Source organism: Actinomadura litoris (assembly GCF_009733595.1).
GTDB lineage: Bacteria > Actinomycetota > Actinomycetes > Streptosporangiales > Streptosporangiaceae > Spirillospora > Spirillospora litoris.
The window spans coordinates 107,692-121,562 of sequence record NZ_WOFH01000011.1 but is presented as its reverse complement, the minus strand read 5'-3'; the positions used below and the strand labels follow the sequence as shown (position 1 = coordinate 121,562).

Sequence of the window (13,871 nt, the reverse complement as noted above, 5' to 3'; positions counted from 1 at the left end):
TAGCGCAAAGCCATCCGCGATCTGTTGTGCGCCCTCCAGGGACGGTGAGCGCCTCCTCGGAGTGGGATAAGGGGGTGGGGCGGCAAGCGCGTACTGCGACCCTCACCGAGGCGATGAGGACCTGGCTGGCCAAGGTCGCGCTCGTGGCGTTCATGGGGTTGCGAACCCTCGCAGGGGCGATGAAAACCTGCTGCGCCTGTGGTGTGAGGCGCAGAAGGAGATGTTGCGAACCCTCGTAGGGCGATGAGGACGATCGTGGGCAGCGCGACGGCCGCTGTCGTCCAGGGTTGCGACCTTCACGGGGGGCGATGAGGACGCTACGCCGTAGCCGGAGATGTGATCACGCTATCTCGTTGCGAACCCTCGCAGAGGCGATGAGGACTGGCAGGTGTCGAGAAAGCGACCCAGAAGGCCAAGTTGCGAACCCTCGCACGGGCGATGAGGACCCCTCACGGGTCAGCGTGGTCACGCTTACCCTCGCGTTGCGAACCCTTGCAGGGGCGATGAGGACGGCGGCCGCGTGCGGATCGAGGTGGTGAACGCACGGTTGCGAACCCTCGCAGGGGCGATGAGGACTGGCGACCTTCACGGCTCCGCACGACCTCGGCATGGTTGCGAACCCTCGCAGGGGCGATGAGGACAATCGGCTGGAAGATCTTCAACCGAGGCCACTTTGAGGCGTTGCGAACCCTCGCAGGGGCGATGAGGACCCCACGGTAAAGCCACAGGTCTGTTAAGGGAAGCGCGGCCTGCTGGACGCGGATTCTTCAGCGGTCCGGCGGTTGTGTTGTCGGGCCCGGTGTGTCGCTGAAAACGTGGCCTAGGAGCCCGGCCGTCCGCAGGTTACAAGCCTTCAGGGGCGAAGGCGTCCCTGTAAGGGCTGGACGCTCCGATGCCCTCGGTGCGGTTGCGAAGCCACGGGGAGATGAGGACTAGGCGCGAGACGTGTTCGGTGTCGTGGGCGTCACTGGGGTTGCCGCAGGACGGTCTCTCTGGTACTTGTGACTGCATGGGAACTCTGTGATCGTCGCATCTGACGCGCATCTTCAGGCGTAGAGCCACCGCTCCGCCGCGTGTCGCCGCGTTTCAGCCGGGCCGTCCGGGTCTCCCTGACCTCCTTGTCTCGGCGCGCGGTTGCGACCTTCCCTGTTGCAGCGATCTTTCGGAGGCGCTCTTGCGCACCGCCCAATTCGTCCTGTCCGACATCACCCTGCGTTTCGACGATCACGTCGTCCTCGACCGCGTGTCCCTCACGATCAAGCCTGGTGAGCGGGTCGGCGTGATCGGCGAGAACGGCGCGGGGAAGACGACCCTGCTCAGGCTCATCGCGGGCCGCGAGCGTCCCGGCAACGGCACCGTGCGGATCACGGCGCCCGGCGGCGTCGGGTACCTGCCCCAGACGATCGAACCGTCGTCCTCGGCGACGGTCCAGGCCGCCATCGACCTGGCGTTGGCCGACCTGCGTGACCTGGAGGCCCGGATGCGCCGGGCCGAGGCGGCGCTCGGCGCGGCCACCCCCGATCAGGTCGTCGCGTACGGCGACCTGGTGGCGGAGTTCGAGGCCCGGGGCGGCTACGAGGCCGACACCCGCGTCGAGATCGCGGCCCGCGCCCTCGGCGTCCCGGGCCTGGACCGCGCCCGTCCGCTCGGCACCCTGTCCGGCGGCGAGCGCTCGCGGTTGATGCTGGCCGCGACCCTCGCCGCGTCCCCGGAACTGCTCCTGCTGGACGAGCCCACCAACGACCTCGACGACACCGCCGTCCACTGGCTGGAGGAGCACCTGCGTCATCACCGCGGAACCGTGATCGCCGTGACGCACGACCGCACGTTCCTCGACCGGGTGACGTCGACCATCCTGGAGGTGGACGAGCGGACCGTCCGCCGGTACGGCGACGGTTACACCGGCTACCTGGCCGCCAAGGCCGCGGACCGGAGGCGACGGCGACACGAGTACGAGGTCTGGCGGGACGAGAAGCGCAGGCAGGACAAGCTGGCCGACGCCAACATCGACCGGCTCTCCGCCATCCCTCGCAAGGCCCCGGCCGCCTTCAGCGGCGCGGGCGCCTTCCGCGCCAGGTCCCGTGCCCACGGCGCGATGAGCCGGATCAGGAACGCCCGGCAGCGCGTCCGGGAACTGGCCGAGAACCCGCTCACACCCCCGCCGGACCCGCTGCGGTTCGAAACGACCCCGGCGGACGGAACCGTCGCGCCGGGCCCGGCGGCCGAACTGGCCGGCGTCGACGTTCCCGACCGGCTCCACGTCGAGTCACTGCGCATCGAGCGAGGTGAACGCGTACTGGTCACCGGTCCGAATGGCGCGGGGAAGACGACGCTGATGCGGGTCCTGGCGGGAGACCTGACGCCTTCCGCCGGACGCGTCCAGCGCTGCGCGGATGTCGGTTACCTGCGTCAGGAGGAAGCGGAGGCCGTCGGCGACACGCTCCTGCGCGCCTTTGCCGCAGGCCGTCCAGGCGAGGCGGAGGAGCATGCCGCCGAACTGCTCTCCCTAGGGCTCTTTCGCCCGGCCGACCTGACCAGGGCCGTCCGCCACCTGTCAGCAGGTCAGCGCCGCAGGCTGGAACTGGCCCGCCTGATCACCGGACCGGCGGGCCTGATCCTGCTGGACGAGCCCACCAATCACCTCTCACCCCTGCTGGTGGACGAACTGGAGGAGGCCCTGGCGGACTACACCGGCGCCCTGGTCATCGTCACGCACGACCGCCGCATGCGGGCCGCGTTCACCGGACGCCACCTGGAACTCGACCGAGGAATGCCGCGCGAACAGGAAAGGGCCGCCTGACCGCGGAAGGGGGGCGCGGGAACATAGGGCGGCGGAGTCGGTGAAGACCTCGGGCACCTCATTCTCCGCCGCCCCCGGCCGGGGAGCTTCGCGAACGAGCTGCACCCAATGAGTTTTACCGGTGGGCGAGATCACCCATGCTCGACTGCCGGAAGGGTGTGCTTATGACAATGGGGGCGGCGGCTGGGCCGTCTGGCCAGAGCCATAGGGCGCCCGCGGTGGTGCGGTCGTGCAGGTAGGCAACCGTCGGATCCCTTCGGGGGCTGAACCGGTGTGCCGCAAGCCGGGCGACGGCCTCCTCGAACGGAACCCAGGCGGCCTCCAGCACCAGTCCGTCAGGATCGGCGACGTCGATCCTGCCTTCGGGCTGCGCGGTGGCGAATGCAAAAACCGTCCACTCACCGTCCCATCCGGGCTCACCGGTGACGGTGTACTGGGTGATGAAAGCGAGAGCGGCCGGGCCGGCCACCGTCAGTCCGGTCTCCTCGCGCACCTCCCGGACAAGTGCCTGATGTACAAGCTCGCCGGGCTCGGCCAAGCCTCCCGGCAGGACCCACTGGGCGGCTTCGCCAGGATGCTGCTCACGGACCATGAGCAACTGGCCATCGTGTTCCACGATCGCGGAAACGATGATCCCTGAGGTCATCGGCATGATTGCAAACCCTCCAGGGGCAAGAGCGACCAAAAGGATCTCAGATGGAGTTCAGGCTCGTGGAGCCTACGTTGCGAACCCTCGCATGGATGATGAGGGCCTGGACCAGGTGATCGTCAACGAGCCGGTGCGCTACTAGTTGCGAACCCTCGCAGGGGGGATGAGGGCCCCACGGTAAAGCCACAGGTCTGCGAAGGGAAGCATGGCCCGTGCTGTAGCCGTGGTGTGTGGTGTTGGCCGACTCAGAAGCCGGTGCGGGGGCCGCCGAGCAGGTCCGTACGGGGCGCTTGGTCGCGTGGGATGTTGGCGACGTCGTGGCCAAGGCGGTCCTGCTGGCCCTGGGCGGCCAGGGCCGCTATCTCGCAATGGACGGCCATAGGGTCTCATAACGGACGTCCGATAAGCGGAACAATCCTGCACTGCGATTAGTTTTCTCGTGTCGGGAACATCATCGCCATGTCCATCCATCAACAGCACTATTCGGAAAGCGCCACCGCCCATGCGGGTGCGTCGATGCCCCGCGCCATCGACATAGCATCGAAGTTGATGGTCCTCGGCGCAGTGGTGTCCCTCGCCAACACGATAACCGCACTGGTCGCTCCGGGTGTGATCCACACCAGCACCACGAACAACGGTCACTCGCACAGCGCCACCGTCTATGGCCCGGCGGCCGTTATCGGCGGCCTCCTCGGGCTCGCGTTCTGGCTGTGGATGGCCTGGCTTGTCCGGCGCGGTCGCAGAAGCGCACGGATCGTGTCGACGATCCTCATGTCCCTCGGCATCCTCGGTGTGTTCATCGACATCGCCGGTTCGGCGCCGCCATGGTTCAAGGCCCTCAGCGTCATCCCCACTCTGATCGGGGTTGTGGCGGTCGCCCTGCTGTGGCGCCGGGATTCTTCGGCCTTCTTCAACCGGACGCGTTGACCCTGCGACGTCATAGAACTCCGTTTGCTCCTTCGCGTCCCTTTCCTTGGGAAAGGGACGCGAGCATGTGGCGAGCCTTCGGTCGCTGTCTTTCGGCACATGCTGCAAAACGTCCTCGGCGAACGCACGGCCACCCTGGCAGGGGCGCCGTGGTCGATTTCACGCAGGTGCAGTGACCTCTGCCTGGCAGGCGAGACACATCAGTGTGTGCTCCACTACGCGGCCCTGCTCGAACCGCTGACCCAATTCGACGGCGTACTCGTCGCATTCAGGGCACGTCCAAGGGCCGGCCTCGCCCTGCTTCACCGAACGGATCATGTAACTCCACTCATCCTCGCTCATCCCGGGAGGCTACCGCCGCCGCCGCGTCGGAGCTGTTCCGGCTCTGCCGTGCCCTGCCCGTCCGCGTCCTGGCCGTCCTGCTCAGCGATGTGATCCCCGCTGTCGGGCGGTTCCAGCGCGACCTCACCGCCTTCGGCGGCGCATCCCCCGTGAGAGCTACAGGTGTTGTCCATGTGCGGGTGATTCGCGTGGGGCGCCGGATTTCTAGCGTGGTCGTCAGGTCGCAGCCGGTGCGGCCGCTACAGGGAGGCCACGATGAGTACAACGTCCACCGCACCCAGCCAGGACACGGGCCCCGAAGCTCGTGGGGGTCGTCTCGGCCGGATCGTCCGATCTCCGCTCGGCTGGATGCTGACGGGCCTGGTCGGCGTCGGCTTGGTCTCGGGGCTGACCGCCACGGGCCCTGGTCCGGTTCCGGCGTTGGGCGCGGTGGCCGCCGTGGCCGTGTACTGGCTGGTCATGCGCCGTGTCGCGCGACGGGAGACGCCGGAGATCTCCCGGTGGGGGGCCGGCCGGGAGGCGCTGCTGGGCGGCGCGATCGGCCTGGGCTTCGTGCTGGTGTCCACCTTGCTGATCACGGCGTTCGGGGGCTACTCGTTCTCCTGGGCGGACCACGGCTTCATGGCCGTCGTGTGGTCCGCGGTCATGGTGCAGATCGGTGCCGCGGTCACCGAGGAGTTGTTGTTCCGCGGTTTCGCGCTCCAGGCCCTGGAGCAGATGTGGGGCAGCCGGGCCGCCATCGTGATCACCGGGCTGTTCTTCGGCATCGTCCATCTGGGCGCTCCGGGAGCCAACGCGTGGAGTGCGCTGGCGATCGCCTTGGAGGCGGGCGTGATGCTCGGCGCCGCGTTCCTGTGGCGGCGTAACATCTGGTTCGTCGTGGGCCTGCACTTCGCCTGGAACACCACCGAGCAGCTGCTCGGCATCCCGGTCTCCGGGCACAGCTCCGACGGCCTGTTCACCGTCGACGTGCACGGCTCCACCGCGCTGAGCGGCGGTGGCTTCGGCCTGGAGGCGGCGCTGGTGTCCGTCGTGATCGGTGTGCTGCTCGCCGTCCGGATGTTCGTCCTGGCCCGCCGCGGCGGGCGTCTGCTGCCCCGTCGTCAGGCCGGCTGACCGGAGGAAACGGTAGTGGTGTCCCTTCAGGCGCCCTGGGGCCGTGCGCCGCTCGACTGGTGGGAGGAGCGGGACGCCTTCCTCAAGGACGGCGCCCTCGCCCTCGTGCTGGCCCTGCTGGCCTTCGTTCCCACCCTGTCCAACATCGGAGCGCAGATCGGAGATCTGCCCGGTCGGCCGGCGAGCGCGCTGAGCGTCGGGCTGATCCTGGCCCAGACCCTACCGCTGGCGGCCCGCCGGAGGTGGCCCGCGGCGTGTCTGGTCCTCGTCGCCGGCCCGTTCGCCGCGTACCAGGCGCTGGGCTTCGCGACGACGTTCGGGAGTCTGGGGCTCTATCTGGCCCTGTACTCGGCCGGGGCCCACCAGGTCCGCTTCCGCCATGCTCTGGCGGGTGTGGTGAGTGCGGGATATGCCGTGCTGGCCCTCGTCCTGGACCGCCTCGGCTCACCGCAGGGCATTGCGGACTATCTCGCGTTCTATCTGGTTCTGGCCGCGTTCTGGCTGGTGGGGAGCACTGTGCGCACACGGCGGACGGAAGAGGCGCAGCGGCGGCGGCTGGCAGCCGAAGTGGCCACGGCCGGAGAGCGGGCACGGATCGCCAGCGAGTTGCACGACGTGGTCACCCATCATGTGACGGCCATGGTGGTCCAGGCGGACGCGACACAGTTCCTGCTCGCCTCGGCACCGGACAAAGCCGGCGAGGGACTCTCGGCCATCAGCGACACCGGCCGCCGGGCGTTGGGAGAGCTGCGATACCTGCTCGACGTGCTGGACCCGACCGGCGAGTCGGCGTCCGCGGACCAGGCACCCACCCTGGGACGGCTCGGGGACCTGGTCGAGCAGGCCCGCAGGTCGGGGCAGCCGGTCGAGTTCAGCGAGCATGGCGAGCGGCGAGAGCAGTCCGTGGACGTGGAACTGGCCGCGTACCGGGTGGTGCAGGAGGCCCTCACCAACGCGATGAAGTACGCCGCCGGGCGGACGACACGGGTCCTGGTCCGGCACGGCGAGGAGCGCATCGAGATCAAGGTGACCACCGACGGGTCCGCCGCCTCCCCGGCGGCCGCACCCGCCGTCCGGGAGCCGGGCCCTGCGGGCGGGCGTGGACTGGCGGGGCTGCGCGCACGGGCGCGGATGGTCGATGGTGAACTTGAGGCCGGTCCCCGGCCCGAAGGCGGGTTCGAGGTCCACGCCACGATTCCGTCCAAGCCCGCATCGGAGTGAACCCGTGAGCGATGCGCCGCCACCGATCCGTGTGCTCGTCTGCGACGACCAGGCCCTGGTGCGCACCGGCTACGTCACCATCTTCTCCGCCCAGCCCGACATGGAGGTCGTCGGAGAGGCCGAGAACGGGCACGAGGCGGTCCAGGCCGCGGGGCGCCTGCGCCCCGACGTGGTGGTGATGGACATCCGGATGCCCCTGCTCGGCGGCATCCAGGCGACCCGGCAACTGGCCGGTCCCGACGCCGAGGCACCGCCGAAGGTGCTGGTCGTCACCACCTTCAACGTCGACGCCTACGTCTACGACGCGCTGCGGGCCGGGGCCAGCGGCTTCCTCCTCAAGGACGCGCCCCCGGCGGAGCTGGTCAACGGCATTCGGACGGTCGCCAGGGGCGAGGCCCTGCTGGCCCCCGCCGTCACCCGCCACCTCATCGGCCACTTCGCCGAACACCTGCGTCCGGCCGATACCTCCCGGTCGGCCAGGGAGGACGTGGTCCGGGCACTGACCCCGCGCGAGCTGGAGGTGCTCCGGCAGATCGCCGAGGGGCTGTCGAACGCGGAGATCGCCGCGGAGCTCTTCATCACCCCCGAGACGGTCAAGACCTACGTGTCGAGGATCCTGGCGAAACTCGGCCTGCGCGACCGGGTCCAGGCCGTCGTCCTCGCCTACCGGATCGGGCTGGTGTCCTCCACCGGCTGACCCCTGCCCTTGTCGACCGGAGCCTCAGCGCGCGGTGTCCGCAGGGTCGTGCAGCGGTCGCCTGTGCGAACAGGCATCACGGACGGCGTGGACGTGGGCGTCAGCGGCTGATGATGTTGGACGGGTCGTCGCGCCAGACCACCTGGCGGTCGGGGCCCACGGTCAGTCCGAACGCCGTCTGGGCGGGGCGGCCCCATCCCACCCACCGCATGTACGCGTCGGCGACCTCGTCCCACAGGCGCCGTGGACCGGCCTGCCACACCCGGTGCTCGCCCTCGCCCTGCCGGACCCGCGCCCAGGACGTGGCCGCCGTGTCCGCCAGCTCCAACTCGGTCACGCCGTCGCGGGTGCGGGGCGCGCCCATGACGTCCGGGAGCGCGGCGGTGATCGCCACATCCGCGCCGTGGCTGCCGGTCACTTCCGCGGGGTCGAGATGGGTGGCGGCCTCCTCCGCGTCCGTGATGTCGTCGGGGATCCACAGGGTGCTGCGCTGGGCCCGGAGGACCATGTAGTCGGCGCCGCCGGCGAGTCGGCCGGACGCGCGGCCGTCGCCGGTGACGGTCAGTACCGCCTTGTGGCCCTCGCCGTACTCCGGCATCCACGGGAGGACGAGGCGTCCGCCGGGCCGGGTCTGCTCGACCCAGGTGTAGGGGATGCGGTCGACGCCGCAGGTGGCGTGGACGCCGTCGAACGGCGCGTGGTCGGGGGCGCCGAGCGTTCCGTCGGCGGCGATGACGTGCGGGTCGAACCCGGCCATGACCAGCGTCTCGTGGGCGGTGAGGGCGAGGCCGGAGTCGATCTCCACGGTGGTGACGTACGCGCCGAGTGCGGTGAGGAGCGCCGCCGTCCAGCCGGTGCCGGTGCCGATCTCCAGGATCCGGTGACCGGGTCGGACGTCGAGCAGTTCCAGGAACGCGACGACGACGCCCGGCGAGGAGAGCGAAGACGTGGCCTCGGCAACGCCCCCGGCGGGGTCGCCGGCTCCGTCGGCGGCCTGGGTGACGATGGACCCGTCGCTGTACACCGCGTCCCACCAGCCGCTCGGGTCGGCGTCGCGGTCGATGCCGTGGCGGGGGCCGGGGCCGTCCGCCGCGTACCAGCCGCGGGTCGGCGCGAACAGGTGGCGGGGGACGGCGTGCAGGGCGTCCCGGATGCGGGGGCTGGTGAAGCGGCCATCGACCTGGAGCGCGTCGGCGAGGGCATCGGTTCGCGCGCCCATGTCGGTGGTGTGGACGGTCATTTGCCCCTGCCCTTGTCGGGTTTGCCCTTCTCGTCCTTCTCGGCGCCCCCGCGCGGCTGGGCGGCGGACGGTGTGGTCGCAGGGAGCGAGTTCGGCGACCACCTGGCAAGGATTGTGGGGCCTCGACGAGCTGTGCCGCGGGTTCGGCGACGTCGCTGTGGCGGCTGGGGGCCGGTCACCACGCTGCGACGCTCGCCATTGCGGTGCCGGACGTCTAACCGGATTCTCGCCAGGCAAGAAGCGCTAACGTGCGGTGTGCGCAAGGGCCCGGCGCGTTCACCCAATCGGGTCGTCTGAAATCGAAGATGGCGATCGGACGTCCGTCGCGTGGGGTGCGACCGAAATGCGGCAGAAGCCAGCGCGAGGCGGAAGGTCGGTGTCGCGCTGCCTGTCCACGCTGTCTTTGCGGCGTCACCGGCGTGGGAAGAGCCTCAGCCGAAAATAGAGCGACCGTATCCGGCCACAACCGATGCGCGGCGACCCTCTTCTTTGGCGCCGGTGTTCGACCCTACAGTCGAAGGAAGAGCGTTCCCCGTCATATCGTGAGCCTGGTCGCGGCGGAATACCCTCCGTTCGTGTCGGCCTTTTGAATCCTTCGGTCCTGACTGAGGTGGGTCGGGCTGAATGCGGCTGCTGAAGATCGCGACAATGGTAACGAAAGAGAGAGGCTGACATGTTGAGGAGTCTCCATTTCGCCCGCCAAGGGAATCGTTCTCTCCCTGGCGGGAGGCTTCTGTTCTGGTCGCGCCGTATGTGGGCGCTGACGATCACATGCGTGTTGTCCGCGGCGATCTCCGTTGTCGGTGCCGGTACGGCGCACGCGGGCCTGATGCAGTTCGAGAACGGGTTCGAGGGCGATCAGAGCACGAGCTGGGAGTCGGACTCGGCGGGCGACGGGAGCGCCGGCATTGAAATCAACAGCGGCAATGCGCGAACGGGGGCGAACAACGGCTGGGTGAGGGGGCAGTTCGGCGGGGCTTCTGAGAAGACCTGGGTGTACACGGCCGGGGTGCCGAACGTCGCCGGTGCCGGGTGCGTCGCGCAGATCTACGTCAGGCCGCGCCTGCGGACCACGCTCGTCCTGGAAATCTGGACCCCGAGCGGCGGTAAGCGTTACAGCGTTGATCGTACCGTTGATGGCGGCGGCTGGCAGCGGGTGTACACCGATCGCTGGCCGCTGTTCGGCGAGCAGAACATGCAGTTTCGTATCGTCCTGCACGGAAGCGGCGATGCCGGCGTGAACTGGGTTCGCCTGGACGATCTCGTGATGCAGTGCTACTGGTGACGCCGGTTGATCCAAGAACGCGCTGAGGGCGGCTTCGAATGCCCTGCCCGCTGTGGTCGGCCGAAGAAGGACCGGCGGACCGGGCCCCGCGCACGCTGAAGAATCCCGATCGACTTCGTGGCGAGGAAAGTCAGCACGTTGAGTGGAAGAGGCCGCCGACGGGCTTGGTCTGTGCCAGCTCGTTGTAGAGCTGGACCGCGACGGTCGTTTCCTCCATGTGCACTTCGATCCCTGCGGCTTCCAGGACCTCCATCGTTTCGGGCATGGTGTTCAGGCGAAGCTTCATGCCCCGGCTGAGCACGATCACCGTGCAGCCGTGGTCGAGGAGTTCCTGGACGTCCGCGGGTTGGATGCCCGGCTCATGTCGGGTGCCGTGCTCGGACCAGTCCCAGGGGCGACCGCCGCCCGGGTACAGCTTGAAGTCCTTGCCCGGCGCCAAGCCCTCTACTTCCATGCGTCCCCAGGAGATGTGCGTGATCTGAGGTGACCTGTCCATATGTCTCCTCCTAGGGCGATGAGGACGCGTGGTGCCCGCACTTCGCGTGTGGGTGCCGCCGACTGGTGGAGGCGGCCGACCTGGATCAGCTGAGCGGCTCGGCCAGGCCGACGACGATGCCTTCGGGTCCGCGGACGTAGCAGAGCAGGTAGGCGTCCTCGAAGCGGACGATCTCGCCGACGAGTTCGGCGCCGCGGGACTTGAGGCGGGCGACCACGTCCTCGATGTCGTCGACGGCGAACATGACGCGGCGGATGCCCAGTGTGTTCGCCGGCGCGTTCTGGGGCTCCTGCCTGATCGCCGCCGGTTGGTGGAAGCGCGCGAGCTCGATTCCGCTGCTGCCGTCCGGGGTTCGCAGCATCGCGATGTCCTGCCGGACGTCGTCCACGCCGATGACACGTTCCACCCAGCGTCCCTCAAGGGGGCCCTTGCCTTGCAGTTCCAGGCCGAGTTCGACGAAGAACGCGATAACGGCCTCTAGGTCTTCGACAACGATGAGCACGTTGTCCATCCGCTGGATCGCCATGCGCCGAGCGTAGTGGCTGCGGGTGGACCGACGGGTGCGCGTGGCGGTCAGCGTCGGTGCGACAGCCAGGCCACGAGCGTGCCCAGCAGGACGAGGATCATCACGATGACGGCGACGATCACGACCAGGGTGAGGTGCATGGTGGTTCCTTTGTGCGAGGGCGCGGGGATCGAGGTCCTAGTTCGACCGAGTCCATGGCGCCCGTCCTGGCAACAGTTCTTCTAGTTCGCGGCCGCGTTGTAGTTGGTCGAGGTAGCAGATGCGGATCCAGCCGGTCGCGCGGTCTTCCCAGGGCGGGCGTCGAGGGGAGTGGCCCAGCCGCGGTGTCCGGTGAGCGGGGCGACCCCACGGGGTCGGCTTTCTCCATAGCATCAGGGTCGGCCGTTCGCGGCCCGTGTTCGCCACTTCCAACGTGGCGATCTCGTCCCAGGTGTAGTTCGCCCGGCGCGATCCCCACACGATGGAGACCCCTTCGGGGCCGATGTTCAGACGGCGGGGGCGAACCAGTTCGGCCAATGTCATGCAGAACTGCACCAGGATGATGACGAAAAGCGCTAGAACGGTCCCGAGGATCGCTCCGATGATGATCAGGGGCACGATCGAGGTCTGGGAAGTGGATTCCGTCGCGTAAGGCAGGAAGACCGAGGGCGCGAGAAGCGTGAAGGCCAGGTGCTGGGCCCCCAACCGGGAGGTCAGTACCTTGCCGGCCCGGATGCGGCTGCTGAAGACCGGTGTGCTGGTTCCGGAGGGCGCCGGGGAGGGGGTGGTGATCGGGCGAGGGGCCATCCCGCCAGAGCCGGAGTTGAGCACCGGATCGTCGTCTCGGGGCCGGGGGAGCCGGCCGTAGGCGGTGTTGCGGGACAGGCCGAAGTGGTGGACGGTGTCGGTCCCGCGCTGGTTGGGGCGGGGCAGCCCGCGGCGGTGCAGGCGGTGGGCCAGGGGGCCGTAGAGGCTGTGGAAGGTGAGGAGTTCGGGGCCGTCCGGCAGTCCTTCGTTGATGAGGTCCAGCAGTTCCTGGGTGAAGGACGTGCCGCTGGAGCGCTGCTGGTGGAAGGGGACGACATGGGCGGGGCCCTCGGCGGCGGTCAGCGTGTAGACGCCTTCGATGCTCGTGCTGTCGGCGACGGTGTCCAGGGCGCTCAGCGCGCTGATGGCCCGGCCTGAATAGCAGCAGTCCAGGATGACGACCGAGACGCGGGCGGGGCTCGTACCCAGCGCGCGTTGGATGTGGTCGAATTCGACGCCGGTCAGGTCGGGGTCGGTGGCGGTGGTGTCGGTCAGGGTGAGGGTGAGGTTCCCGCGTTCGCTGATGACGCCGTGGCCGACGTAGTAGAGCAGGAAGGCGCCGGTCGTGGTCTCGGTCATGCGCCGGATCCGCTGGACCAGCCATGCGGCGCCGTGGGGATTGGTGATGGTGGTCACCTGGTCGCGCGGCCAGCCGCCGCGGGCCGGGTCGGTGAGCATTTCGTACATGCCCGCCACGCTGTTGGCCGCGGCGGGAACACCGGTGAACCCGTCGTCGTGGAAATGGGACGTGCCGATCAGAAGGGCGCGGGAGTCGGCCAGATCGGTGCGCGGCTCAGTCGGACGCGCCATGGTGGTGCCGCAGCAGTTCCGCGATGAGACGCGGAGCCTCGGCGGCGTCCGCGGTCTCCAGTTCCAAGCGGTCTCCGGTCTCGGTGGTGAGGGTGAACTTCACTTTCGGGCGGCGGCTTTGAATCCAGGCCGGGAGGGTCTGCGCCAGCACGGCGGACACGCCGCCGGAGCCGACCGCGACCATGACCGCGTCCAGCGTCCCGCCCAGTTCCTCTGCCCCAGGTGGCCGCCGCTGGACGCGGACATGCCCGGCCAGCCGCCGGTCGGCGCGCAACCACTCCAGGAGGCGGGCGCGTTCACCGGCCTCGTCACCGCCGGTGACCCTGATCTGAAGATCCATACATCCCCAACCCGGCCGCCCGAGTTCGCACTCGGTATGCTCCCCGTCGCGCCGTTCGCAGCATCTCAGGAATGCGGATGCCGTGCGCCGAATTGGCCGGGGAGTGCCAAGGTCCGGTTTCGGACGGCCGGGATCAACGCGCGGTCACCGCGCGAGGACGTTCACCGGGTCAGCCGCAGGAGCAGCCGTCGAGGGTGGCGGTGCCGTTCTTGTTGAGGACGTCCGCGTCGGCCTTGACCGTGTAGACCTCCCAGGGCTCGGTGCCCGGGGCGGTGACCCACACCTTGTCCTGAAGGGCGTAGCAGCAGGAGGTGTCATTCTCCTCGAACGTCGCCAGCCCGGCGTCGGTCAGGCGGGTGGTCGCGGCGGCGACCTGGTCGGTGGTCTCGACCTCGACACCGAGGTGGTCCAGCCGGGTCGGGTCGCCGGTCTCGCCCTCCAGGAGGACGAGCTTGAGCGGGGGCTCGGCGATGGCGAAGTTGGCGTAGCCGGGCCGGACCTTGGCGGGCTCGGCGCCGAACAGCTTGGAGTAGAACGCGATCGATCCTTCGAGGTCGGCGACGCGTAGGGCGAGCTGGACACGGGACATGATGGTCTCCTCACCGGCTTGTATCGATGTTCCTCTATCTATCGTTG

General features: G+C 69.0%; 15 protein-coding genes and 1 CRISPR repeat array. Of the genes, 6 read left to right on the top strand and 9 right to left on the bottom strand.

Translation table 11 applies throughout. The features are described from left to right. Positions 1 to 352: 352 nt before the first annotated feature. Positions 353 to 710: a CRISPR direct-repeat array (repeat unit 30 nt; unit sequence GTTGCGAACCCTCGCAGGGGCGATGAGGAC). A gap of 464 nt (positions 711 to 1,174) precedes the next feature. Further along, positions 1,175 to 2,800: a ribosomal protection-like ABC-F family protein gene (abc-f, locus tag GNZ18_RS28210; RefSeq protein ID WP_156219587.1), complete on the top strand. Its 1,626-nt coding sequence runs from the start codon at positions 1,175 to 1,177 to the stop codon at positions 2,798 to 2,800. 115 nt (positions 2,801 to 2,915) lie between these two features. Here the strand turns inward: abc-f and GNZ18_RS28205 are convergent, their stop codons facing one another. After that, positions 2,916 to 3,446: an NUDIX hydrolase gene (locus tag GNZ18_RS28205; RefSeq protein ID WP_173390906.1), complete on the bottom strand. Its 531-nt coding sequence runs from the start codon at positions 3,444 to 3,446 to the stop codon at positions 2,916 to 2,918. 248 nt (positions 3,447 to 3,694) lie between these two features. Beyond that, entirely contained in the window at positions 3,695 to 3,829 is a 135-nt protein-coding gene (locus tag GNZ18_RS43300) for a hypothetical protein (RefSeq protein WP_281378166.1), read from the bottom strand. 79 nt (positions 3,830 to 3,908) lie between these two features. On the opposite strand from GNZ18_RS43300, the gene GNZ18_RS28200 reads away from it, so the two are divergent. After that, positions 3,909 to 4,376: a hypothetical protein gene (locus tag GNZ18_RS28200; RefSeq protein WP_156219585.1), complete on the top strand. Its 468-nt coding sequence runs from the start codon at positions 3,909 to 3,911 to the stop codon at positions 4,374 to 4,376. Positions 4,377 to 4,535: 159 nt separating this feature from the next. Here the strand turns inward: GNZ18_RS28200 and GNZ18_RS28195 are convergent, their stop codons facing one another. Continuing rightward, a complete protein-coding gene (locus tag GNZ18_RS28195; protein WP_156219584.1) occupies positions 4,536 to 4,718 on the bottom strand; it encodes a hypothetical protein in 183 nt (60 codons plus the stop codon). A gap of 255 nt (positions 4,719 to 4,973) precedes the next feature. Here GNZ18_RS28195 and GNZ18_RS28190 point away from each other — a divergent pair, with 255 nt between their 5' ends. The 3 genes from GNZ18_RS28190 to GNZ18_RS28180 are packed head-to-tail and all read left to right on the top strand — an operon-like array spanning position 4,974 to position 7,752. Then, a complete protein-coding gene (locus GNZ18_RS28190; protein ID WP_156219583.1) occupies positions 4,974 to 5,834 on the top strand; it encodes a CPBP family intramembrane glutamic endopeptidase in 861 nt (286 codons plus the stop codon). 15 nt (positions 5,835 to 5,849) lie between these two features. Further along, positions 5,850 to 7,055, top strand: a complete 1,206-nt coding sequence (locus GNZ18_RS43810; RefSeq protein WP_312874794.1) for a sensor histidine kinase — start codon at positions 5,850 to 5,852, stop codon at positions 7,053 to 7,055. A 4-nt stretch (positions 7,056 to 7,059) separates the two neighbouring features. After that, positions 7,060 to 7,752 (top strand): response regulator, encoded by a 693-nt coding sequence (locus tag GNZ18_RS28180; RefSeq protein ID WP_242889103.1) that lies wholly within the window; start codon positions 7,060 to 7,062, stop codon positions 7,750 to 7,752. A gap of 100 nt (positions 7,753 to 7,852) precedes the next feature. Here GNZ18_RS28180 and GNZ18_RS28175 read toward each other — a convergent pair whose 3' ends face one another. After that, the gene (locus GNZ18_RS28175) at positions 7,853 to 8,992 is read right to left on the bottom strand and encodes a methyltransferase domain-containing protein (RefSeq protein WP_246250570.1); all 1,140 of its coding nucleotides are present in this window, start codon (positions 8,990 to 8,992) and stop codon (positions 7,853 to 7,855) included. Positions 8,993 to 9,743: 751 nt separating this feature from the next. Here GNZ18_RS28175 and GNZ18_RS28170 point away from each other — a divergent pair. Beyond that, entirely contained in the window at positions 9,744 to 10,277 is a 534-nt protein-coding gene (locus GNZ18_RS28170; RefSeq protein WP_156219582.1) for a hypothetical protein, read from the top strand. Between the two features lie 130 nt (positions 10,278 to 10,407). Here the strand turns inward: GNZ18_RS28170 and GNZ18_RS28165 are convergent, their stop codons facing one another. The 5 genes from GNZ18_RS28165 to GNZ18_RS28145 all read right to left on the bottom strand — a co-directional run bounded on the left by GNZ18_RS28165 (position 10,408) and on the right by GNZ18_RS28145 (position 13,824). Beyond that, on the bottom strand, positions 10,408 to 10,773 hold the full coding sequence (locus tag GNZ18_RS28165; protein ID WP_156219581.1) for an Mth938-like domain-containing protein: 366 nt from the start codon (positions 10,771 to 10,773) through the stop codon (positions 10,408 to 10,410). An 85-nt stretch (positions 10,774 to 10,858) separates the two neighbouring features. Beyond that, a complete protein-coding gene (locus GNZ18_RS28160; RefSeq protein ID WP_156219580.1) occupies positions 10,859 to 11,299 on the bottom strand; it encodes a VOC family protein in 441 nt (146 codons plus the stop codon). A 177-nt stretch (positions 11,300 to 11,476) separates the two neighbouring features. Next, entirely contained in the window at positions 11,477 to 12,895 is a 1,419-nt protein-coding gene (locus GNZ18_RS28155; RefSeq protein WP_156219579.1) for a caspase, EACC1-associated type, read from the bottom strand. Beyond that, a complete protein-coding gene (locus tag GNZ18_RS28150) occupies positions 12,879 to 13,235 on the bottom strand; it encodes an effector-associated constant component EACC1 (protein ID WP_156219578.1) in 357 nt (118 codons plus the stop codon). The genes GNZ18_RS28155 and GNZ18_RS28150 overlap by 17 nt, the downstream gene beginning before the upstream one ends. Before the next feature lie 169 nt (positions 13,236 to 13,404). Beyond that, positions 13,405 to 13,824 (bottom strand): ArsI/CadI family heavy metal resistance metalloenzyme, encoded by a 420-nt coding sequence (locus GNZ18_RS28145; protein ID WP_156219577.1) that lies wholly within the window; start codon positions 13,822 to 13,824, stop codon positions 13,405 to 13,407. Positions 13,825 to 13,871 lie beyond the last annotated feature (47 nt).

What these genes read in the sequence shown, in the direction of transcription:
- GNZ18_RS28170 (WP_156219582.1), top strand. Translation starts at nt 9,744, where the DNA reads ATGTGGGCGCTGACGATCACATGCGTGTTGTCCGCGGCGATCTCCGTT.
- GNZ18_RS28150 (WP_156219578.1), bottom strand. Translation starts at nt 13,235, where the DNA reads ATGGATCTTCAGATCAGGGTCACCGGCGGTGACGAGGCCGGTGAACGC.
- GNZ18_RS43300 (WP_281378166.1), bottom strand. Translation starts at nt 3,829, where the DNA reads ATGGCCGTCCATTGCGAGATAGCGGCCCTGGCCGCCCAGGGCCAGCAG.
- GNZ18_RS28175 (WP_246250570.1), bottom strand. Translation starts at nt 8,992, where the DNA reads ATGACCGTCCACACCACCGACATGGGCGCGCGAACCGATGCCCTCGCC.
- GNZ18_RS28200 (WP_156219585.1), top strand. Translation starts at nt 3,909, where the DNA reads ATGTCCATCCATCAACAGCACTATTCGGAAAGCGCCACCGCCCATGCG.
- GNZ18_RS28160 (WP_156219580.1), bottom strand. Translation starts at nt 11,299, where the DNA reads ATGGCGATCCAGCGGATGGACAACGTGCTCATCGTTGTCGAAGACCTA.
- GNZ18_RS28145 (WP_156219577.1), bottom strand. Translation starts at nt 13,824, where the DNA reads ATGTCCCGTGTCCAGCTCGCCCTACGCGTCGCCGACCTCGAAGGATCG.
- GNZ18_RS28155 (WP_156219579.1), bottom strand. Translation starts at nt 12,895, where the DNA reads ATGGCGCGTCCGACTGAGCCGCGCACCGATCTGGCCGACTCCCGCGCC.
- GNZ18_RS28205 (WP_173390906.1), bottom strand. Translation starts at nt 3,446, where the DNA reads ATGACCTCAGGGATCATCGTTTCCGCGATCGTGGAACACGATGGCCAG.
- GNZ18_RS28165 (WP_156219581.1), bottom strand. Translation starts at nt 10,773, where the DNA reads ATGGACAGGTCACCTCAGATCACGCACATCTCCTGGGGACGCATGGAA.
- GNZ18_RS28195 (WP_156219584.1), bottom strand. Translation starts at nt 4,718, where the DNA reads ATGAGCGAGGATGAGTGGAGTTACATGATCCGTTCGGTGAAGCAGGGC.
- GNZ18_RS28190 (WP_156219583.1), top strand. Translation starts at nt 4,974, where the DNA reads ATGAGTACAACGTCCACCGCACCCAGCCAGGACACGGGCCCCGAAGCT.